The 23,995-nt window shown below is 41.9% G+C and carries 17 protein-coding genes; 11 read left to right on the plus strand and 6 right to left on the minus strand.

All coding sequences use genetic code 11. The annotated features are described in order from the left end of the window. From R50345_RS07160 to R50345_RS07170, 3 genes are all read right to left on the minus strand, one after another. Positions 1–1,137, minus strand: a complete 1,137-nt coding sequence (locus R50345_RS07160) for a GerAB/ArcD/ProY family transporter (RefSeq protein ID WP_231574066.1) — start codon at positions 1,135–1,137, stop codon at positions 1–3. After that, positions 1,113–2,567 carry a spore germination protein gene (locus tag R50345_RS07165; protein ID WP_231574067.1) on the minus strand — a complete coding sequence of 485 codons (1,455 nt, stop codon included), beginning with the start codon at positions 2,565–2,567 and terminating at the stop codon, positions 1,113–1,115. Before R50345_RS07165 ends, R50345_RS07160 begins: the two co-directional genes overlap by 25 nt. 469 nt (positions 2,568–3,036) lie before the next feature. Continuing rightward, positions 3,037–3,438, minus strand: coding sequence for a MerR family transcriptional regulator (locus R50345_RS07170; protein WP_042125279.1), 402 nt, complete (start codon positions 3,436–3,438; stop codon positions 3,037–3,039). 120 nt (positions 3,439–3,558) lie between these two features. On the opposite strand from R50345_RS07170, the gene R50345_RS07175 reads away from it, so the two are divergent. Then, complete coding sequence (locus R50345_RS07175) at positions 3,559–4,608, plus strand: NAD(P)-dependent alcohol dehydrogenase (protein WP_042125281.1); 1,050 nt, start codon at positions 3,559–3,561, stop codon at positions 4,606–4,608. Between the two features lie 196 nt (positions 4,609–4,804). On the opposite strand, the gene R50345_RS07180 is transcribed toward R50345_RS07175, so the two are convergent. Then, entirely contained in the window at positions 4,805–5,842 is a 1,038-nt protein-coding gene (locus R50345_RS07180) for a LacI family DNA-binding transcriptional regulator (protein ID WP_042125283.1), read from the minus strand. A gap of 492 nt (positions 5,843–6,334) precedes the next feature. Between R50345_RS07180 and R50345_RS07185 the strand changes: the two genes are divergently transcribed. From R50345_RS07185 to R50345_RS30170, 9 genes are all read left to right on the plus strand, one after another. Continuing rightward, the gene (locus tag R50345_RS07185) at positions 6,335–7,228 is read left to right on the plus strand and encodes an ABC transporter permease (protein WP_081389848.1); all 894 of its coding nucleotides are present in this window, start codon (positions 6,335–6,337) and stop codon (positions 7,226–7,228) included. A gap of 17 nt (positions 7,229–7,245) precedes the next feature. Continuing rightward, entirely contained in the window at positions 7,246–8,127 is an 882-nt protein-coding gene (locus tag R50345_RS07190; protein ID WP_042125286.1) for a carbohydrate ABC transporter permease, read from the plus strand. Positions 8,128–8,188: 61 nt separating this feature from the next. Further along, entirely contained in the window at positions 8,189–9,799 is a 1,611-nt protein-coding gene (locus R50345_RS07195; protein WP_042125289.1) for an ABC transporter substrate-binding protein, read from the plus strand. Between the two features lie 130 nt (positions 9,800–9,929). Then, positions 9,930–11,411 (plus strand): glycoside hydrolase family 32 protein, encoded by a 1,482-nt coding sequence (locus R50345_RS07200; protein WP_042125291.1) that lies wholly within the window; start codon positions 9,930–9,932, stop codon positions 11,409–11,411. A 21-nt stretch (positions 11,412–11,432) separates the two neighbouring features. Further along, a complete protein-coding gene (locus tag R50345_RS07205; protein ID WP_042125294.1) occupies positions 11,433–12,326 on the plus strand; it encodes an ROK family protein in 894 nt (297 codons plus the stop codon). Between the two features lie 87 nt (positions 12,327–12,413). Continuing rightward, positions 12,414–16,217 (plus strand): GH32 C-terminal domain-containing protein, encoded by a 3,804-nt coding sequence (locus R50345_RS07210; protein ID WP_052414510.1) that lies wholly within the window; start codon positions 12,414–12,416, stop codon positions 16,215–16,217. 7 nt (positions 16,218–16,224) lie between these two features. Further along, on the plus strand, positions 16,225–16,401 hold the full coding sequence (locus tag R50345_RS07215; RefSeq protein WP_156114745.1) for a hypothetical protein: 177 nt from the start codon (positions 16,225–16,227) through the stop codon (positions 16,399–16,401). A 133-nt stretch (positions 16,402–16,534) separates the two neighbouring features. Continuing rightward, entirely contained in the window at positions 16,535–17,200 is a 666-nt protein-coding gene (locus tag R50345_RS07220) for a YczE/YyaS/YitT family protein (protein WP_042125297.1), read from the plus strand. Positions 17,201–17,897: 697 nt separating this feature from the next. Further along, positions 17,898–19,079 carry a sensor histidine kinase gene (locus R50345_RS30170; protein WP_052414511.1) on the plus strand — a complete coding sequence of 394 codons (1,182 nt, stop codon included), beginning with the start codon at positions 17,898–17,900 and terminating at the stop codon, positions 19,077–19,079. Positions 19,080–19,186: 107 nt separating this feature from the next. Here the strand turns inward: R50345_RS30170 and R50345_RS07230 are convergent, their stop codons facing one another. Then, positions 19,187–21,118, minus strand: a complete 1,932-nt coding sequence (locus R50345_RS07230) for an ATP-dependent DNA helicase (protein WP_231574068.1) — start codon at positions 21,116–21,118, stop codon at positions 19,187–19,189. Positions 21,119–21,365: 247 nt separating this feature from the next. After that, a complete protein-coding gene (locus R50345_RS07235) occupies positions 21,366–22,235 on the minus strand; it encodes an AraC family transcriptional regulator (protein ID WP_042125302.1) in 870 nt (289 codons plus the stop codon). Between the two features lie 116 nt (positions 22,236–22,351). Here R50345_RS07235 and R50345_RS07240 point away from each other — a divergent pair, with 116 nt between their 5' ends. Then, positions 22,352–23,872: a glycoside hydrolase family 31 protein gene (locus tag R50345_RS07240; RefSeq protein ID WP_042125304.1), complete on the plus strand. Its 1,521-nt coding sequence runs from the start codon at positions 22,352–22,354 to the stop codon at positions 23,870–23,872. Positions 23,873–23,995 lie beyond the last annotated feature (123 nt).

Consider the following 23,995-nt stretch of genomic DNA (forward strand, 5'->3'; position numbering starts at 1 on the left):
CTACATACGCTCCTTTCGTTTAACTGCAGTGAAAAGGATCGTAGGAATAAGTAAATAAATGCATGAGCTGATCCAGATTTGAATGTTCAGTAACATATTTTGACCCGGAACCGTTTGCCATAACCATTGATCCATTAAGATGATGCTTATCAAAATGACGAGCCAGCTCGACCAAAATCCAATCCGAGTCGTGCGTTCTTTCATTTTTCTCATAAAGATTCTTCCGGCTCCATAAAAACATAACAGAAGAATTGATATGTCAAACACATAATTAAACATATGGAAAGAGATAAGGATGTAATCGATTCGTTCTAAACCGCTCGTTTGAATGTAGCTTCCCATATATCCTATCGGAAAATCGATCTTGCGTAAGTAATACGAACCGTAAAATAATACCGAAGCAACGAACAATAATAAATATTCCATGATCGATAGCATGTTTCCAATGACCAGATATTTCGATATTTTTTTATTGGAGCTTAACCATGGAACCATAAAAACCAAATATACCGGACCGGAAAATGCCGACCAAATAAACAACAAACCTTGCCATGATTGTCCTGACCATTCGGTGGGTATGAGAGGATACAAATCGTGGTAATTTGCATCCGGTTGAAAGAAAAAAGGAATAAACATGACTGAGATCCAAGCCCCGCAAAGAAAGGCGATGACGACAAAACGCAATGTATTCTCCATTCCATGTGAAGCCACATATAAGCTGATCAAAAGAATGATTAAGATCAGCCATCTTTTATCCATAGATGGAAAAATAAAATTATGAAGCATTTCAACGTATCCCAGTGTGATGATTGAAATTTTTAATAATATTAGCAAAAATCCAAGTATTGCGAAAACTTGAACCGTCCTTTTCCCGAAAAGCTGTAAAAATCCTTGATAGCCTTTCGCTGCATAACTGGAAGTAAACCATTTGGACATCATCATCAAATTAAGGTGGGACAGTAGCCCCATTGCGACAATTCCCCAAACCATATACGGATGAACTAAATAAACCGGCATGATTAAAATAAAATAATGCATTTGCATGCGATTGACTAAGAGAAGGAAATAGATACCGCCAAGGGTGGAAGTTCGATTATATAAGGATAAACTCTTCACTTCTTCATCTCCTGTCGCCATTTCCGTAGTGGTTTTAGATAGTTCGGACGCGTTTTCATCCAAATTAAAGGTCCGCGGATAAAGAGGTCATTCCAATCCTTTCCATAAAATGGAGCGATCGGTGCTAAATAAGGTTGACCTAATGACGTTAACGCATGGAGATGTGCAAGAATCCCGATTAGCCCGATCACGATTCCCGGCAACCCAAGAAACGATGCAAGGATAAGAAGAAGAATTTGTAACAGCACCATGGATTTTGTCACTTGATAATTGGGAACTAAAAAGAAAGCAATAGCGGATATACCCATCAACACTATCAATACTTTACTTGCAAAGCCTGCTTCTACAGCAGCTTGTCCTATGACGATACCACCGATAACCCCTAACGTTTGACTGGTTTTGGTCGGCATTCGCAAACTTGCTTCTTTGATGATTTCCAGCGTTACGATCATGAAAAGTCCTTCCGTAAACGGAGTAAAGGGCAATTTGCTTCTCGATTCCAATAATACGAAAAGAATCGGCAGCGGAATCATTTGGTAATGAAATGTCGTTAACGCAACATAAAAAGGAATCATCGTCAAAGAAACAATAAAACTTCCGTACCGGATTAAACGTAAAAAACTGGCTACCGGCCAAGGAAGGAAGTAGTCTTCCGGCGATTGGATTAGATGGAAAAAAGTAATGGGAGCAATTAAGGCGAACGGTGAATTGGAAACCAATAGCGTCAGCTTTCCCTCACCTAAGGCGTAGGCACAGGCATCCGGCCGATCCGTTTGTAGAAATTGCGGAAAGACCGTATGGTTATGATCTTCAATAAAAGCTGCAAGCTGAGAGGAGTCTAAAAATTGATCGAAATCCACACTTTCAATTTTCTTTCTTGCAAGGGAAACAAATTCTGGATTAGTTAATCCGTCTATGTACAGTAACACAACTTTTGTTTTACTCAGTGAACCGATAGTAAAGCTTTCCGTTTTTAATGTCGTTATAGGCAAACGTCTGCGCAACATTGTAATGTTTTTATCGATTTGTTCACTGAAGCTGTCTTTCGCTCCATATATAACCGTTTCCGTTTGAGAAGGTTCAACTGCCCGACCAAGAGGGTTTTCTAGTTGGACGCCTAACCACTGATCGTTGACTGAATCGTTTAGAAGAATAAATCCTTGCATTATTTTTTGCTCAGCATCTTCGAACGATAGAACTTCCGAAACTTTGGCATTGGTTATGCATGAAGAAAGCGAATTGCAAGCAGAACGATGAAGTGGTTGAATAATCGTCTCGTTTAAACGCTCTGGATCGATTAACGTTTTTATGTATAAAAGATGAACTGAGGCACTGGTACCTATTTTGTGCTCAATAATTTCGGCATCATCCATATGGTTTAATTTCTGTTTTAGTTCATCAAGCCATGTGGACATTTGATGAATTTTCATTTGGGGGTCGTATTGTTCCATTATAGTCTTCTTCTCCATCCTTAAAGTAATCAAAATATGTCGTATTATCTTGCTCAGCAATCGAAAAATTATACAACCGGCATGAACGAAAAACGCGACATGTTCATGAAAGCTGCGAGTACGTTTAAAGAGGTTCAATAATCCAACCATTTCTGCAGACTGAAGAAGACCCTGACACCACAGACGTGGAGTTCAGGGTCATTTTTATGCATCACTTGATTTTTGCTGTTAGAGTGATAAGGGGAACTTTATAATAAGTAGGGAGAAAACTTTTGGGTTTTACCACTTTTCGTTCTGTCGTCTATGCCACTGTTATGTCTACAGGTAATAGATGAACCTTGTGCAGATTAATTCCCATTCTGTGTATTCTTTTTGTTTATAATCAAAATTGCACTTGCGAATGTACCAATTAATAAGAAGATACCAATCAATAATGTTACATTTTGCATACCAGAATTAGGATATATTGCTACTTTATTTCATTATACTTATGGACATCTTCCGTACCACTATCCAAGGCGGTCTTGTAGTAGAAGCATTTATGTTCTATGACTTCCATCGTTTTTTTCAATTCTTCCATCTGTGCTTCTACGGAAGATTTCCGCTCCAGGAACATGTCATATCTTTGCTGTAAGGTGGAATCCCCCTCAGAGCACCACTCAATGAAATGTTTTATTTCTTTAATTGGCATCCCGGATGACTTCAGGCATTCAATTACTTTTAAAGCGTCCATATCGGATTGTTTAAATATACGTTTACCGCCGGAGGTTCTATCTATAGCAGGGAAAAGACCTTCCTTGTCATAGTAACGCAGGGTATGTGGTGTCATGTTAAAGGACTCTGCAACTTCACTTATAGAGTATGTCTTCATCATCTATCTCCAATCTCAAATATATTTTGTGCTTGACTTAGAGTTAACTTTAAGTAATAACATATGTTTTGTAAAGCTGACGTTATAGGTTTTAATATTATCTAGAAGAGAGGTTTCACTATGATAAAAGTTAATGCTCGCGCAACATTCAGTCAGGAAGGGCCATTCAAGCTAACCACAATCGAACGCCGAGATCTGCAGCCGCACGATGTTCTTATTGAGATTAAATACGCTGGCATCTGCCACTCGGACATTCATACTGCCCGCGGGGAGTGGGGACCGGTCAACTATCCACTCGTTCCGGGACATGAGATCGCCGGAATTGTCAGCCAGATTGGTTCTGAAGTCACAAAGTACTCAGTGGGCGATCGGGTAGGGGTAGGTTGTATGGTTGACTCTTGTGGAGAGTGCAGTAATTGCCATAAAGGTGAGGAACAATATTGCCTGAGTGGAAATACGGGCACCTATGGAGCTATCGACCGGTATGGGCAATATACGCAAGGCGGCTATTCCACCCATATCGTCGTAACCGAAGATTTTGTGGTTCGAATCCCTGACAGTATTCCGCTTGACGCCGCTGCACCGCTTTTGTGTGCAGGGATCACCACCTATTCACCTCTGCGTCATTGGGGAGCCGCTCCCGGCAAAAAAGTAGCTGTAGTGGGTCTTGGCGGACTTGGACATATGGCTGTGAAGATTGCTCATGCCATGGGAGCTGAGGTTACTGTTTTATCACAGTCACTAAAGAAGAAGGAAGATGGATTGCAATTAGGTGCAGACCATTATTATGCCACTAGCGATCCGGAGACATTTAAACAGCTTTCCGGTTCGTTCGATCTAATCGTAAATACTGTAAGCGCGCAGATTAATATCGACGCCTATCTTTCGCTCTTGGCGCTGGATGGTACATTAGTCAATGTCGGCGCGCCTGCTGACCCCTTGGCAGTTAACGTATTCTCGCTGATCGGCCACCGCCGCTCGTTTGCCGGATCGATGATTGGAGGAATCCGTGAAACGCAGGAAATGCTTAATTTCTGCGCTGAACATAATATTGCATCTGAAATCGAAGTCATTTCTGCTGACCGGATTGATGAAGCCTGGGAGCGTGTGCTTGCTTCAGATGTCCGTTACCGGTTTGTCATCGACATTAGCACAATGGGGACCGAATAAGAGACGACCTCTTTGTTTACATCACAACATGCATTGGCTTGATTAATGCCATAAAGAGCTATCGTCCCAATAAAGGGAGTAGACTGGTCTTATGAAGTCTACCCAAAATAAAGAACCCAAGCGATGGAATCTCAATCGCTTGGGTTCTTTGCTTCATTTTCATAGGTTGTCTTTTCATCTCGAAATTATGAATTCATCAACTGATATTAGGTGTAGATTCTCTTATGATGAGTTTGGTATAAATATGAGAAACCTGATAGGGTTGCTTCGGATCATTAATTCGGGAGAGCAGCATTTCGGCCGCTTTGACACCCATCTCATTACTATAAATATGAACTGTAGTGAGATGGGGTTCTACAATGCTTGATTCAGGACCGTTATCAAAACCACTAATGACGATGTCGTTAGGAACGGAGAGTATATTTTTAAGTGACTTCATAAAGGAAACCGCAATATAATCGTTAGCGCACACGAAAGCAGAAGGCAGCTCATTGATTTGACTTAGTCTAGTATCTGCCCACTCCGGACTTGAGAAAAATAGTCGATCGTCATCGAGAATGCATTGCGAGAGATCAAGCTGAATCCCGGATTCTATCATTGCGCGATTAAAGCCCACCCATCTTTCATTAAAACTCCTACAGTGATTATAATCCCCGATGAACCCCAGTGATGTGTAACCGCCATCAATTAACTTTTTTGTGAGTTGATAGGTACTATGTTCGTTCTCCATGAGAAGGACATCTGCTTGGAATTCAGGATAACAGACATGTGCAGAGCAGTCGATGAAAATAGTTGGAATACCTAGACTTGTAATTAGCTTAGTATATTCCGAATTGAATAGCTCAATGCAAATAATTCCGTCTACATTGGAGACATCAAAATTATTTGGTAGAGACAGGGACTCCTGATCAACGTCTCTTATAATGTGCATAGATAAATTATATCCTTCTGCACTGATTCTTTTTTCCATGCCACTGATCAGTTTCGATCCAAAATGGGAAGTGTTCGGTAAGTTTTCTGTTAATAAAGCAATGTTTCCAGAGTTTCTTGATAGAGTACTCTCAGTGTCCATAAAAGCAAACTGTTTATATTTTAACTCTATCGCTTTCTTTATTACTTTGTTTCTGGTTTCATCGGGTATACCGTTCGTTCCATTTAAAGCTTTGGAAGCTGTATTTCTGGAGATTCCTAAAGCGTCTGCGATGTCTTGTATAGTTACTTTTTTCCTGGCCATCTATGTAATTCACCTCTATATTCTTGTTCTTGATATCCGCCACAAATCGTGTACTATTTTCCATTATTCCAACTCTCTTTAATGTATATTAGTTTTCCTAAAATAGCAACATAATTTTTACAAATGCACAATTTAGTTTACATTTTATTTGATATAAAGTGTGCAAAAAGATAGTGTTATTTTCATTATATTGAGAATTTGGTGAGATTAAAGGATGTAATCCTATTTAAATTGGCTGTATTTGTAATTATGTAAAATAATTAACGCCATTTATGAACAAAATAATTTGTCATATGCACATAAATATTTTTACAAAATGTATTGACGAACGATTAAGTGTTTGGTAAATTGTAAAAGCAGCAGGACATAATTGAGATTGAAAGCCCTTACTGCATCAAGATGTAAACATTGATAAGAACGGAGGTAAAGGCATTGCATAACCCAATAGAAGCCGAACACGGAATAACGGTGACGCGACATAAGAGTTCCTTAATGGATTATCTAAAGAAGCACTACTTTCTTTATATTTTGCTCGCACCAGCTGTTATTCTGACCCTAATTTTTAAATACGGTCCTATGTATGGTGCGATTATCGCCTTTAAAGATTTCAGCCCAATCAAAGGTATTATGGGGAGTGAATGGGTAGGTTTGTACAACTTCGAGAAATTCCTTTCTTCCCCCAATTTCGAAGTGATCTTTATGAATACGCTTAAATTAAGTTTCTTCGGATTAATTCTGAGTTTTCCAATTCCGATTCTTCTTGCCTTGATGTTGAATCAAATTCGCCGTGCAGGCGTCAAAAAGAACATTCAATTGTTCTTGTATGCACCTAACTTTATTTCTGTTGTCGTTGTGGTCGGGATGTTGTTTATCTTCTTGTCCCCAACGGGACCGATTAACCAGTTTTTTACCTGGCTTACCGGTGAACCAATTATGTTTATGTCTCGTCCTGAGTACTTCCGTTCGATCTACATTTTATCCGATATTTGGACCGGAGCCGGTTGGGCATCCATTATTTATGTAGCAGCGCTTGCTAATGTCGATCCTGAGTTACATAATGCAGCCAATCTCGACGGCGCTAATCTTCTACAAAGAATACGCCATATCGATCTGCCAACCATTCGTCCAATTATGGCTATCGTATTTATCCTTGCAGCTGGTGGGATTATGTCAATTGGCTTCGAGAAAGCCTACCTCATGCAAACGGCGATGAACTTGCCAACCTCAGAAATCATTCCGACTTACGTTTATAAAATTGGTTTGCAGTCGGGCGATTATGCCTATTCAGCCGCAGTAGGATTGTTTAACTCTATCATCAACATCGTCTTGCTCCTCACAGTTAACTTCACCGTGAAGAAACTGAATGAGGGTGACGGTCTTTACTAAGAAAGGAGCAACAAGCTATGCCTATTAAACATTCCGGATTAGATCGCTTTATCGTCGTGCTGAACGCGATCTTCCTGACACTGGCTGTACTTATCATCGTACTTCCTTTGATTTATGTAGTGATTGCTTCTTTTATGGATCCATCTGTGCTGCTCAGTAAAGGATTATCATTCAATCTTTCGGACTGGTCATTAGAAGGGTATAAGAAAATTCTTTCTAATCCGGCCATGATCCGAGGTTTTGGAAACTCTGTTTTATACTCTGTTTCATTTGCTATGATTACCGTTCTCGTCTCAATCTGTGCCGGTTACGCACTGTCCGATGACAGGCTCAAAGGAAAAGGGTTTTTCATGACCTTGTTTATTATCACCATGTTCTTTGGGGGTGGACTCATACCTACATATCTACTCGTTAAGAACCTTGGTCTGCTTGATACAGTATGGGCGGTGATCATTCCAGGGGCGGTCAATGTTTGGAACATCATTCTCTCTAGAACTTTCTTCAAAGGAGTTCCGAATGAAATGAAGGAAGCCGCTAATGTAGACGGAGCTTCGGAGATGCGGATTTTCTTCAGTGTCGTATTACCGCTCTCCAAACCGATTGTTTTTGTGCTCGCTCTTTATGCCTTTGTTGGCCAGTGGAATTCCTACTTTGACGCTATGATCTATTTAGATAATCCGAATCTTCATCCACTGCAGCTCGTGTTGCGTTCCATCTTGATCCAGAATCAGGTAGATCCGGGCATGATCAGCGACCAACTCGCCATGGCGGAAATGAAGCGATTGTCTGAAATCATCAAGTATGCTGCCATTGTTGTTTCCAGTTTGCCACTCATTGTTATGTATCCGTTCTTCCAGAAGTACTTTGAAAAAGGTGTTATGGTCGGTTCCCTTAAGTAGGAAACAGGCTGCACATAGATAAAGATTAATTCATTCATATCTAATTTGGAGGTCATACCCTATGAAAAGAATTAAGAAATCAAGAGTTTCGACGAAAGCAGCTTCTGTAACTGTACTTGCTTCACTTATGTTCCTTAGTGCATGCGGTGGAGGAGGAGGGGGAAGTGCAGCTAGTAAAGAACAGGACGCCAGCGGTAAAGTAACTTTGAACTTTATTACGCAAAGCTCTCCACTTGCCCCAACTGATCCAAATGAAAAACTGATTAATAAACGTCTTGAAGAAAAGACGAATGTTCATATTAATTGGAAGAATTTTACTAAAGACGTATTTGTTGAAAAAAGAAACTTGGCTGTGGCAAGTGGTGATCTTCCTGATGCTATTTTTAATGCGGACTACAGTGACTATGAGCTGCTCAAGCTTGCTAAAGATGGTGCCATCGTCCCGCTGAATGATCTCATCGAGAATAATATGCCAAACTTCAAAAAGGTGCTGGAAGAAGCAACGGAATATAAGTCTATGATTACGGCACCAGATGGTAATATTTATGCGTTTCCATGGATTGAAGAGCTGGGTAGCGGTAAAGAAAGAATCCAGGCGGTAGATAGTATGCCTTGGATCAATGTGGAATGGCTTAAGAAGCTTGGCCTTGATATGCCTAAAACAACAGAAGAATTAAAGGAAGTATTAATTGCATTCAAGACAAAAGACCCAAATGGCAACGGTAAGGCTGACGAAATTCCATTGTCCTTTATTAACAAGCCGGGAGCAGAAGATCTGGCATTCCTATTTGCTTCGTTTGGATTGGGTGAGAACCCTGACCATGCGGTTGTGAGCAATGATGGGAAAGTGATATTTACGGCGGCACAAGAAGATTACAAGGAAGCAGTTTCTTTTATTAACGAGCTGTATAAAGAAGGACTCATTGATATTGAAGCCTACACGCAAGACTGGAGTACTTACCTTGCAAAAGGAAAGGATCAGAAATACGGACTTTACTTCTCATGGGATAAGGCAAACATCACCGGAGATAATGACAGCTACGAAGTTATGCCTCCACTTGCTGGACCTGATGGAGAAGTTAACGTAACAAGAACGAACGCGCTTGGTTTGGGAAGAGGGAAGATGGTTGTCACAAGCGCCAATAAGAACTTGGAAACGACAGCGAAGTGGGTTGATCAACTCTTCGATCCGATTCAATCTGTACAGAACAACTGGGGGACGTATGGAGATGATAAGCAGCAGAATATTTTCGAATTTGATAAAGAAAAAGGAATGCTGAAACATTTGCCATTGGAGGGTGCAGCTCCTGTAGAACTACGTGAGAAAACAAGTGTGGGTGGTCCCTTAGCTATCCTTGATTCCTATTATGGAAAATACACAACCATGCCGGATGATGCCAAAAGCAGAATGGACATTATCAAGAATATCATGGCGCCAAATATGAAAGCAGAAAACGTAATGCCAAGTGTATTCCACTCTATTCAAGAGCTTGATCGCCTTACGACAATTGAAACGGATCTTTTTGCCTACGTGCTTAGAATGCGCACGGAATGGTACCAAAACGGTAAAGTCGAAGCGCAATGGGATGAATACCTGAAAGAATTGGATCGTCTGGGCTTGCAAGAATGGCTTCAAATTAAACAAGGCGGATATGATAGAGCAACCCAATAACAAATGATTAATATTGTGGGGTGAAGGCCGTGTTCCATGCAGTTACACTGCTATACACGACCTTCATCTATATAAAGAGAGATGATCTTAGAGCTAAGATCTTATTACGGGAGTAAAGGAGAAAACAATAATGTCTACGATTGCGAAACAAAATTACCGAGGTGTGTATCATTTTTCCCCAAAGGAAAAGTGGATGAACGATCCAAACGGAATGGTTTATTTTGAGGGTGAATATCATTTGTTCTTTCAGCACCATCCGGGTGGAATGACCATGGGAGCTATGCACTGGGGCCATGCGGTTAGCAAGGATCTTGTTACATGGGAGGAACTGCCTATCGCTCTCGCTCCAGATGAATTAGGGATGATTTTTTCCGGCAGTGCTGTAGTTGATTGGAATAATACGACTGGATTTTTTGAAGGTAAACCAGGTTTAGTAGCGATTTTTACGCATCATTTGGATATGCCTGAAGGCAAGCCAGCCATTCAGCGTCAAAGCTTGGCCTACAGTAAAGATAAAGGAAGAACCTGGACGAAATATGAAGGAAACCCGGTACTTGAACATGATACATTCATTGATTTCCGTGACCCCAAAGTATTTTGGAATCAAGATACGAATCAATGGGTGATGATTGTAGCTTGTGGTCAAACGGTGTGTTTATATCATTCTCCTGATCTAATTAACTGGACATATGCCAGCGAATTTGGTAACGGAATCGGTTCTCATGACGGGGTATGGGAATGCCCAGACTTGTTCCCACTTGCTATTGATGGCGATCATTCGAACACGAAATGGGTGATGCTTGTGAGCATCGGTGCGGATCCTGCTTTTGTGGAAGGGTCAAGAACTCAGTATTTCACAGGGGATTTTGATGGAGAAGTGTTCACGCCAGATGAAGATTCGATAAAAGTTCGCTGGATTGATTATGGAAGAGATAATTATGCAGGTGTAAGCTGGTCTGATATACCGGCTGAAGATGGAAGACGACTATTTATCGGCTGGATGAGCAACTGGATGTATGCTAACAAGACGCCGGCAGAAGAATTCCGCGGCGCGATGACGATTGCAAGGGAGCTTCAACTCGAATTAAGACAAGGGGAGATCTTTCTTGTGCAGAAGCCGGTACAAGAGTTGGAATCTGCTCGTGTACAAGTCCTTTCTGTGAAAGAGGCAACGGTGCAAGAAATCAATACTCTTCTTAAGGAGATTCACTTGGAATCTTATGAGATTATAGCTGAGTTCACTCGAGGTAAATCTGTAGGCTTCAAAGTAAGAGTAGGTGCGGATAGTCAAACAATAATCGGTATTAACGGTGAGACAGAGGAGCTTTATGTAGATCGGATGGCTTCAGGTCAGCATGATTTCCACGAACATTTCGTAGGACATCATTCAGCCAAGCTCGAAGCGCTTGATGAGTCAAATGATCTCCGTATTTATGTGGATCGCTCTTCAGTTGAGGCGTTCAGTAATGGTGGTCAGGCAGTGATTACGGATCTTATATTCCCTGGACTAGAATCTAAAGGTATAGCTGTGTTTGCAGATAATGAGAATGACTTGCTGATTTCCCTGGATATCTATGAGCTTACTCCCTCTGCTGAGCAAGACAAGAATTAGTCATCGAGAGGAGTCGTGTATATGCGTATAGGAGCGATTGAAGCTGGCGGGACGAAGTTTATATGTGGCATTGGGAATGAAAATGGGGAAATTGAAGATCAGATTAGTTTCCCAACAGAACATCCTGAGGTGACGTTGCCCAAAGTTATTCAATATTTTCAAGGTAAGCAAGTAGAAGCTATCGGAATTGGATCGTTCGGTCCGATCGATATACGCCCAGACAGCCCAACGTATGGTTACGTTACTACAACACCAAAGCCAGGGTGGGGAAATTACGATATGCTGGGCACTTTGAAAAGAAACTTTTCGGTTCCTTTTGGATGGGACACGGATGTCAATGCAGCGGCATTTGGTGAAGCCAAATGGGGCGCTGCCCAAGGGTTATCCAGCTGTTTGTACTATACAGTTGGCACGGGTGTTGGTGTGGGAGTGTATTCAGAAGGTAAACTCATTCATGGTCTTGTGCATCCTGAAGGGGGTCATGTTCTTACGAGACGCCATCCTGACGATGTATTCCCAGGGGGATGTCCCTATCATGGGGACTGCCTAGAAGGGATGGCGGCAGGTCCTGCTATTGAAGCAAGGTGGGGGAAGAAGGGCCATGAACTTCCTATGGATCATCTTGCATGGGAAATGGAAGCATTTTATATTGCACAGTCGATTACGGGTGCTATATTGCTTAACTCTCCTCAGAAAATCATTCTGGGTGGTGGTGTTATGCAGCAGTCACAATTGTTTCCACTGATCCGTCAGGCTGTGCTTCAGAACCTGAACGGCTATGTCAGCTCAAGTACTATTTTGGAACACATAGATGAGTATATCGTTCCACCAGGGTTAGGCCAACAGGCGGGATTATGCGGTGCTCTGGCTCTTGGACTCACAGCACTGGAAAGTCAGATTTCTGCTCAATTGTAAAAGAATATATAGAGGAGGTCAGTGCAGTAATGAATTGGCCTCCTTCTTGTTTTTCAATATTAATGATAGAAAATGAGGGCAAAGAAGATGAAAAATAAAGGAAAATTCGCAATATGCTTTCTTATGGCAATAGGACTTGTAATGACTTCAGCAGGCATTTATGTAGCAAATCCAGGGACTGGATGGGCTGCGCTCGCTGAACAGGAGGTAAGCAAACGAGCTAAGGAGGGACTTTCTATTTTTGAAAGCGTAACCAATGCAAAAACGAATTTGACAGGTTGGCAAATAAAAGGAAAAGGTAACTTGGTGGATACTCCTGAAGGAATCTTACTGACTTCCGATCCAAAAGAAAATGTAATGGCAATCTCCGAAACGGTGTCAGAGGATTTTATCTATGAAGCTGACGTCATGATCATGGATATGAAAGCTGACGCGACCTTATTGTTCCGTTCTAATGAAGATGGCTGGGGTTCCTACATGCTCCAAATCGTACCGAATGCAGGTATGATTCGTTTACAAGACGCAAGTGGTAGTGAAGGGAAATTAAAAGTGGAGCGAAAAGTTACAGTCAAGGCAGGCGAAATCTATCATCTCAAGGTGAAAGCAGAGGGTTCATCGCTGAAAATATATTGGGACAATGCATATAAACCTGTGATTGAGGTTCAGGATAACGCGTATCGTACAGGTAGGCTAGGACTCAATGTATGGGATGGTTCTGTTTTGTTCCAAAACATAATCGTAAGTGATCTGAAAGGAAATCTTGGTGCTGTGGTTACAAATCAAGGACAATGGCAGCCTAATATCAGCGGCAAAAAAGGAATGGTAGCAAACCAGAGTAAGTCACTGCAAATATATAACAAACAAGCTGCTGATTTTGTATATGAAGGTAATATATCTCTTCGTCCTGATTCTGTTGCAGCGCTCGCCTTTCGTTCATCGGCTGATGGATCAAAGGGATATGAAGCTGTCCTTACGAAGGAAGGAAATCAGGTCCGTGTAAGCTTGACGAAAGCTAACGGAACAACCATTGCAAGTTCACAGCATACCTATCCAAGTCAGACGGGAGCAAAACATCATGTAGAGATAAAGGCAAATGGAAACAGAATTCAGGTCTTCCTAGACGGATACACCCCGGCTGCAATCTATCTAACAGATAAAACCTACACCGATGGATATGCAGGAATCGTCGTTAAACAAGGAACGGCTTACTTCCAGGATACCTATGTGACGGATGCTAGCAGTTATTATAATGAAAAATATCGTCCTCAATATCACTATACGCCAATTCATGGTTCTGCAAGTGATCCGAATGGACTGGTCTACTTCGAAGGAGAATATCATCTATTCCATCAGGACGGAGGCACATGGGCACATTCTGTCAGTAAAGATATGCTGAACTGGAAGCGGCTTCCGATTGCGCTGCCGTGGAATGATCATGGACATGTCTGGTCTGGATCGGCTGTGGCAGATTTGACGAATGCATCAGGCTTGTTCGGGGATTCAGGAGGTAAGGGGCTAATTGCCTACTACACTTCCTATAATCCCGATGGCCCGAATGGGAATCAGCGTATCGGTCTTGCATACAGCAAGGACCAAGGTCGTACTTGGGAATATTCCAAGGCGCGTCCAATGGTTATCGAGAATCCAGGCGATAATGGAGGGGAGCCCGGAGGTTGGGATTTCCGTGATCCGAAAGTGATTCGTGATAACGACAATAACAGGTGGGTCATGGTTGTATCCGGTGGAGATCATATTCGTTTCTTTACTTCAACGAATCTACTTGATTGGACCCTGACAGATAGTTGGGGATACGGGGATTATGTTCGCGGCGGTGTATGGGAATGTCCAGATTTGCTTCAACTTTCGGTAGACGGAACATCACAGAAGAAATGGGTTCTGATGATTAGTACAGGAGCGAATTCAAAAACAGGCGGATCAGATGCTGAATATTTTGTGGGTCATTTAACAGCGGAAGGTAAATTCGTTAATGATAATCCGGCAGGGAAAGTATTGCGAACTGATTTTGGAAAAGAATTCTACGCATCAATGTCTTTTTCTAACATGCCGGATCATCGCAGCGTAATGATGGCATGGATGACAAACTGGGATTATCCGTTTGCTTTCCCAACAACCAATTGGAAAGGGGTACTGTCAATCCCAAGAGAAGTCTCATTAGTAACGACTAAAGATGGGATTCAGCTGGCTCAAAGCCCAATCAAGGAGCTCCAATCGCTGCGTAGTCAGCTATATTATACTGCTAACAAAGAGGTAAGTCCTTCTTCTCAGAATCTACTGAAAGGTGTTACTTCTGGTGCATACGAGATTGAAGCTGAAGTGGAAATTCCTGCAGGTAGTCAGGTAAGTGAATTTGGCTTTAACGTTCGCGTAGGGGGAAGTCAGAAAACGGTTGTTGGATATAGTCCTAGTGAGAGTCAGATTTTCGTGGATCGGTCTGCATCTGGTTTGACGGATTTTTCGAGTCTATTTAGTACAAGACATGAAGCACCAATGCAAATGGAGAACAAGCGTGTTAAGCTGCGTATCCTTGTAGACGAATCTTCTGTTGAGGTTTTTGGTAACAACGGTAAAGTCGTTTTCTCTGATGTCATTTTTCCGGATCCAGCCAGCAGAGCTTTGAGCTTTTACACCAAAGGAGGCAACGTAAAAGTCGTATCTTTGACAGTTAATCAGTTAGGTTCTGTATGGAATCAGGAGTCCGGCTCAGCTACCAAGATAATGATGGATACAAGTGATCGTGAACTGAGCAAGGGGGAAAGCGACACACTTTTGGCAATGGTAGAGCATGGCACAGGTAATGGGGCACAGCCGCTTAAATGGAATTCCAGTAACAAGGATGTGGTTGAACTAAACGTGGTAGATAACTCACAGGCAACCATTCTAGGCAAAAAAGAAGGCGAGTCTATCATTACTGTTTCTACTCCAAATGGGAAGACATCAGCCAGCGTATTAGTTAAGGTATCTGGCGGTGAATTCCATACGAACTTAAGTGGGTGGATTAAAGATCTATCAGCAGCCTCCTGGGTCATTAGTGAAAATGGAATTCGTGGAAATTACTTTAGTGACGCGAATTATATCGCAGAGAAGCAGGTAGGGAACTTTACTTATGAAGCAGAGATGATGTTAGGAAAATCCGGGGGAGCAGGCTCTGTGTTGTTCCGTGCTAGCGAAGATGGACGCAGCGGATACTACTTAAATCTAGATCCGAATACGAAGTCCATTCGACTGTTTTATAAAATTGACGGCCGTTTTGAAGAGCGTCAAGTTCTGGCGAAAGTTCCGACGTTCATTCAGCCGGGTCGAACCTATAAAGTGAAAATCGAAGCAAATGGCCCACATATTGTGGTATATACGGACGGACAGAAAGTGATCGACCTGCAGGATGGCACATTTGCAGAAGGACGCTTTGGACTACATGTATTTGGCGGATCGGTTTCATATCAAAACGTTAACGTGAGCGGAGAAGCACCTGCCAATCTGACCACATCCAGTCTAGTAAATGCAGAACTACAGAAATCTCTCTATACAGCAAATCTTGTAAATGGTGAAGCTGTTGCTCTGAAGGATGCGAATGATTCTACGGATCAGAAGTGGGTATTCGTGCCGACGGGGGACGATTTAGGATCCTATTCCATTCGTACAACGGCCGGTCAGGCCCTTGATCTGGACACAGGGCAAAATAAAATTCAGTTGTACCATTATCTCGGATATAACAATCAGCGTTGGATTCTTCAAAAGAATGATGATGGTACCATAAGTATTATTTCTGCTCATCATAAAAAAGCGCTGGAAGTATCAGCGGATGGAACGAGACTGTCTCTAAGTGAGCTAGATCCTACCCTTGATCGACAAAAATGGGTAATTACGAATTAACATGAGTATGATAGAAGTAATGGAAGAGCTGTTAAGATTGGCGGCTCTTCTTTTTTATAGCCGAAGCAGCCCAGACAGATGTGAGTTCATGCAGCAGAAAGCCGATCTATTCCAGAGCCAAGAGGTTGTCTCCAGTATGAAACGTATAGATTTCAACCTAGAGAATCAGTGTGGTAAAAATTAACTACCTCAATGCTATTTCATACACGGGTATGATAGTATATTGGTGAATACAGAAGGAAGGAGTAAGCTCTAGCTGTTGAATTGTCGTTGTTGTGTGGAAAATAGATCTATAATATGAAAATAGGATGGACCATATGAAGTGGAATATTAATAAAGTAGATACAAAACGATTGATCATTATGGTTATGGGCAATGTATTTCTGGGCATGGGAATCAGTATTTTTAAGCTGTCAGGTATGGGAAACGATCCCTTCAGTGGGATGGTGATGGCACTTGCAGAGTCCAGCGGTATCGTATATGCAAATTTTCTAATCTTACTGAACCTGGTATTGTTTGTAATACAATTTATCACAGGACGAAAGCTTATCGGAGCCGGTACTTTCGTAAATGCAATTTTTCTGGGCTACATAGCTACATTCTTTCATAGTACCTGGCTACATCTGTTGGGCGAACCTCAGCTGTTTTGGCAGAGGGTAATCACTGTGGCCATTGGTGTAGTGGTATGTAGTTTTGGGGTATCCATGTATCAGAAATCGGATGTGGGAGTAGCTCCCTTTGACAGCTTGTCCCTGATAATGAAAACTAAATTACCGAAAATCTCATATTTTTGGCATCGGATGTTTACAGATGCTCTTTGTGCTTTGATTTGTTTCCTGTCAGGAGGCGTTATAGGTTTGGGAACTCTAGTCTCCATGTTAGGCCTAGGGCCCATCATTCATTTTTTTGATGTGCATTTTACGGAAAAGCTTCTGGCGAAAAAGGGTCCAAAAGCGAATAACGATTCAGTTTCGCTGACTTAATATAATGAAGTGTGGCAGGGTAACATCAGGATAGATGTATTTCATAAATTATAAGTGGAGACAGCACCTTCGCTTGGTGCTAGGCGGAGCAAGGGAATAAGCAGGGAATACTCTTACTGCAGGTTTTCTGCAAACGCATTCATGTCCCTAATCCTAGTAATGCTAACGTACTCGGAGAATCCGAAACCGGCTCTTACAAAATGAATCCTTTTTAGAATCGTTTTGTTATAGGTGGTGATGAGGAGTTATCGTTTTATGTGCAATCATCTGGGTAGGCGTGTATTTCAATCTAGCCGCATCGAAGGAATCGATGGATGTGAAGCCTATCCGTTCTATGGATGATCTGTTTGAATAATGAAAGAACAATGCTAAAAGCACTTGATCTATGATCAAATGCTTTTTTTTTTTGATAGCACATAGATTCTACTCTTAATTCTTAAATAGATGTCGACTCTTCCAGAAACATCATGCCATAAATTTGTTGTCCCATGTCTTGTTATCCAAAAAGGGAGCCGCCTGAGCGGTTCCCTTTTCTTAATGGGCGGAATGGTTTGGGGTGTCTTACATTTTTATAGAATATATATTTAAAATTTGAATTAAAATGATGATTAAGTGAGCCATAATGATTTACTGTGTTTTTGAAGCAGGAAAATATACATATGTATTGAATACAAAACAACAAAGAGGGAGGATGAAAATGTCATACAGTGAAAAGGATTTACGTTCGTCATTAACCCTAGCTGTTCCAATCATTTTAGACAGGCATTATCATTCTATAACTATGAAAAATATCGAATCCGCCTGGTTTGTAGAGACACAAAAGGAAATGTTAGATTCGACATTTAGTATGATATTAATGAGTATGGTAGAAGCACTGTTCTTGGATTCCTTTGATTATGGCCAGTACCTAAACCTACTAGAAAAAGAGGGGTTTGAGCAAGGCGTTTATACTGCAGAAATATTCGGTGATCATTTTGATATCCTACTTGAAATGAGCAAGGATTTAAACTTAACCGCTCAGGGTATTATGTTTAAAATCATTGAAGAAATGGAAGATGATTCTACGATTCGATTGGTTTTTTATAATCGTTTAATGGAATGTAACTGGATCCGGTTTACTGGCTTTGCACAGGGTTATCTGTCTAATAAAAATCAACAGATCGACAACTTACATGAACAAAAAATTGCTCTGATGGGACAAATGGCAGCAGGGATGGCACATGAAATACGGAATCCGCTTGCTTCAATTAAAGGTTTTGCTCAGCTTGTTAATAACAGGCTATATGAACCGGAGATCAAGACGGATGAATTGCGTGCGTATCTGGATATAACCATCAATGAGATTGATGCTCTGAATGGATTAGTAACGGACTTCCTAGTACTGGCTCGAAAAGGTGATAGTGCGAAGAATAACGTCGTGGTATTTAATATTATGGAGGTTATACATAGAGTTAATAACATCGTAAATCAACTCATACTTAGTGATGATATCATTCTTTCAGTGGATTATTCTCTTGAAAAAGTTCTAACGTATGGAAACGCCTCCCAACTTGAGCAGGTAATCCTGAATATTTTAAAAAATAGTATAGATTCATTCACAGCGTTTAGAGGCAGAATAGACATTACAGTTACGACCGATTCTGAGACTAACGAAATTATTCTTATTTTTAAAGACAATGGAGAAGGAATTCCACAGGATAAATTAAACCGAATATTTGACCCTTTCTTTACAACCAAGCAAAAAGGGACAGGAATTGGATTATCGATCTGCAAGCAATTAATAGAAATGTACGGGGGGCAAATTAAGGTGGATTCAGAGGTTCAGGTAGGTACCAGCGTGATGGTTATTTTGCCTTGGGTAAATGATTATCACATTTGAGATTACGAACAGAAACAAGCCTGGCACAGAAGCCCGTCAGGCTTATTCCTTATATTTATCGCTAATTCCAAAGCATACGCGTCCCTTGGAAAACGGTACAGGCGGTTCTACTTGTCACTAAGTTGTATCCCTTTTTCCTTTACAAACTTCTCTAGCACCCCAAAGTCCTCGGTAACTTTTTTAAATGGCAAAGATCCCAGTACCTTTTCCTGGTAATCCTTTTTGGCGGCAGTGGACAGACGGGAATCAAGTATGCTGAGTACTCCGAGGTCAGTTTCACTACGGATCAGACGCCCGGTTCCTTGTCTTAAGCGAAGCAGCATGTCCGGTACAAAAACATCTTTTAAGGGATTCTCTGCTAAAGATGCCTTATGTTCATAGACAGGATCGGAAGGAACCGGGAAGGGCAGTCGGAAAATAATTAACTGCGACAAATCGGAACCTTCGATATTCACGCCTTCCCAGAATACACCGGTACTTAGAAGGACGCCCTTACTTCCCCGGAATTCAGCGATCACCCCGTCCTGGGACGATCCTTCTCTTTGGACATGCACCGCCCATGCAAGCTTCTCGGAGCTTAACTTATTATGAATGTACTTCATATCCTCTTTAGCTGAAAAAAGGACCAATGTTCGCCCCTCCGTTAAATTACAGAGTCTTAGCATTTCCTTGTATGCCGCTTCAAGATAACTTTCCCGGTTCTGATGGTTATAGTATGGGATGTCCTTGGCAATATACATCATGGTGTGGTTGTCATAGTCAAAAGGTGAAGCCTGACGCTCCATATAATCTCCTTTGTAACCGAGGGATTGCGTCAGATATGCATATTGCTCCTCTAGTGTTTCGCCGGTCTGGCACATCGTTGCTGATGTTAAGATAACAGATGTCTTCCCGTTAAATAAGGTATATCTCAGAAACTTACTTATACCTTTAGGACAGATACTAATGGTAGCTTCCCGCTGGGTATTACTTGCCCAGATCAGGTAGTTATCCTCCACTCCGGCGAGGACGTCAAAGAGATCTATAAGTCCGTTTATGGCTTCAAAAATATTGTCGATCTCCCGCTCATGCTTGGAAGTTAAGACGGAAACGCTGAGATTAACCTCTTTTAGAACCTGCGCCGCTCGTCTTAAGGAAATTCCGGTTATCTCCGACACTTTTATGCGGTCATTGTCTTGCTTGGCTGTTTGCAGCAAATCCAACTCAACTTGTTTGAAAATATGACCAACACATCTTTTTAAAAATTTGAATTGTGACATTAGATCCGTATCTGCGGATTGCTTGAAGAGAATTTGTAAGGCGTCATCCAGCATGCGGCCGGTTCCCCGGAGTGTAAACTCAAGCGTTCTTGCATCTCTAACCTTTGCTTCCAGATTATGAGCTTCATCAATTACGATCAGAGCTGGCCGTTCAGTGATTAAACCCTTTGTTCCCTCTTTTTTCTTGATCAAATCACGGATGAGCAGGTCCTGGTTGACGATAATAAAATCCATGTCGCTGGCGTTAGCGTTAATCTTCGCTCTCATCTCATAGAACGAACATGTACTTTTATAATGGCAACGTTCAAATTTGCAATCATTCACACAAACGTTAGACCATACTGCATCCGTAACCCCGCCTTTAATATCTGCTCTCTCATCAATTTCGTAATTCAAAATACGCTGGGCAAGTGTAGATAGAGGGGAGCTTGAATCATCAGTCTTGAACAATTCTGCTGCTCTGTACCGGCAAGCATATTGCCCCATGCCTTTTCCGACTACGGAGCGAACCGAAGTAAATCCGAGCCGGCTTCCGATGAATCTCAGATCCTTATGTATCTGTTCTGAAAGCTGTATGGAGGATGTTGCAATAATGATCGGTTGCCTTGAGATTTGGTTAATAAGCAAGCTGGGAATGAGGTATGCAAAGGACTTACCGATGCCGACTCCAGCTTCAATCATCGCGTTTCGACCATGAATATAGGCATCAGCGATATCTAGAGACATATCCTGCTGGCCGATTCGCTCTTTAAGTCCAATCCTGGGAAATCTATCATACATTCGAAAGATGGCATTGACTAAAGAGGGCTCGATATCCTTTTTTAGCTCCTGCTTCTGTAATTTATAGAATTCACTTAACCAGCTAATGACGACCGCCCCTTTTCAAATCAATGATCTTCCTAATTATAGTTTTTTTGGTTTTTTGGTGAGGTTGTAATTATCGTAGATGAAGCGCTAACAGTCAAGTGTCAGAATATAAAATGATGCATGTATCCTTTGCTACGTAGGCAAGAGCCTGTTGAATATTCTATTCATAATAAATAGCATCATAAGGAAACTCTAGCTTCTTCATCCGATATTCCTTTGGTGTCATCGACATGTATTCCCGAAAGACTTTACCAAAATAACTTGGACTTTCAAAGCCGCAGCGTTGCCCAACCTCCTGCACAGGTAAATCTGTAGTCCGTAGCAATGCTATGGCAGCCTCCATCCGGCGATCTCTAAGATAAGCGAGAGGAGAGGTCTGCTCCGATTTTTGAAACAACCTGCATAAGTGATATTTGTTTACTCCGCAATAGTCGGAAAGCATATCCAAGGTTACAGGTAATGCATAATTCTCTTTCAGATAGGTTTTAGCCCGCTGAATCAGCGTGATGGAATTTGCGCTTATCTCCTTACGCATTTCCCCGCTCGTTTTTACTAATGTAAGCATCCAGTTATACACTTCGGCAGATAACAAAAACTTATCTGTTACTTTCTCTTCCGAAATTCTTCTCAACAGTTCCCATAAACCTTGTATTAGAGGGGAGTTAGAATCTCTTTGAAGGATGTGGCCTTCTTGTTCTATTACTAAATCCCAGATTCGATTAGTTTCTGCTCCGCGAATATTAAGCCATAGAATCTCCCAAGGCTCTGCCTGTTCTACATAGTAATATCGGTGCTTGCTTGGAATTTTGACTAGAAATCCCGAACCTTTGGGCAAAGGAATTGAGTGCTGTTCTAATTCAATATATCCCTGACCACTGAGTGTGTATTGAAAAATGACATGGCCGGAATCGGGGCGTGTATCACCTGAAAAACTGTAATCGGGGCTCCTGATCTTCTGCCATCCTATAGAATCTAGTGTCAAGATCGATGTATCGTCATTTCGAAATGCATAAGATAAAGGCTCAATCATTAGCGTTTCCTTCCTTATTAAAAAAGTCAATTTTGTTATATTGTAGCGCACAACATTTAGATTGTCTTGCGAATCCTTGAACGGTAAGATCAGGTTAGATAAAGGAGTGAATACATATGTCAAATCATAATCTCATACTCAATTTGCTTTTGGATGAGCACTGGTGGGGCGGACGGGTGGCAGACGGGACAAATATGCCATACGGTACGGCACTATTTAGTGCAGATCTGACTACCAGTCATAAAGCCAATCAAGCTTCTCCACTATTGATCTCTAACAAGGGAAGGTTCATTTGGAGTGAAGAGCCGTTTGCATTTCGATTTGAACAAGGAAGTCTTTTGGTGGAAGGGAAAGGAGAATTCATTACGGGGGAGGGTCATGGAGCCTTGAAAGAAGTATTCCAATATGTCTCCCGTACCTTCTTCCCGCCTGTACCTAGCATCCCGGAGAAATTGCTATTTACGGCTCCGCAGTACAATCTTTGGATTGAACTCCTCTACGAGCCTACACAGGACAAAGTATTACAATATGCCAAGGAGGTTATAAACCATGGTATGCCTCCGGGTGTGATCATGATCGATGATAACTGGCATGAGCCGTATGGTACCTGGACTTTTCATTCCGGTCGCTTTCCTGATCCAAAGGGGATGGTGGAGGAGCTTCATGCTATGGGCTTTAAAGTAATGCTATGGGTATGTCCCTTTATTAGTCCTGATTCTCTTACTTTCCGTGAACTTGAATTTACGGGCTACCTGTTGAAGGATCGCGAGGGGCAGAATGCCATTCGAAAATGGTGGAACGGGAACAGTGCGGTGCTCGACTGCACCAACCCCCAAGCCGTCATCTGGATACAAGATCAGTTGGATAATCTTCAGCACGAGTATGGAATTGATGGCTTCAAGCTGGATGCCGGTGATGTAGAGTTTTATGAATCGGATGATTGTTGTTATGTGCCGACAAGCCGCAGCGGTCAAAGTGAAGCATGGGCCAGGGTCGGATTAAAATACGAACTGAATGAATACCGCGCCTGCTGGAAGCTCGCAGGTCAGCCGCTTGTACAGAGGTTGAAGGATAAGATTCATGACTGGCAGGGGAACGGACTGGACACGTTAATTCCGGACGGCTTAGCGCAAGGGCTGCTAGGCTATGCCTATACTTGTCCTGATATGATCGGTGGAGGTGAATTCCTGAGCTTTACTTCGGCTGAATTAGATCAGGAGTTAGTGGTACGCTCAGCCCAATGCTCGGCATTATTCCCGATGATGCAGTTTTCTGCTGCGCCTTGGCGTATTTTGGATGAAGATCATTTACGATACTGCGTTGAGGCCGCACAACTTCATTCTCAGTTTGGTCAGGAGATTCTAGAGCTGGCCAGACAATCCTCCTTAACGGGTGAACCTATCGTACGCCATATGGCTTATGAATTCCCTGAAGCAAGCTTTGAGACTATACAGGATCAATTTATGCTCGGAAGCTTCATACTCGTCGCCCCTGTTATTACAAAAGGAATGAGAACGCGCGTTGTGGCGTTCCCGGCAGGCACTTGGGATGGTGATGACGGCAGCATTGTGGAAGGTCCTTCGACCAAGCAAATTGATGTGCCTCTCAGCAGACTGCCTTACTATAGAAAGCGTTAATATCGTTCCTTCAAAAGCCGCATTATTTGCGGCTTTTTTAATATATAGGCAACCTTTATTAAATGTTGTTATAATTTATTCGATTCAAAAATAAGTACTCAACTTACAGCAGTGGGGGCTAAA

It is taken from the genome of Paenibacillus sp. FSL R5-0345, assembly GCF_000758585.1.
Lineage (GTDB): Bacteria > Bacillota > Bacilli > Paenibacillales > Paenibacillaceae > Paenibacillus_AQ.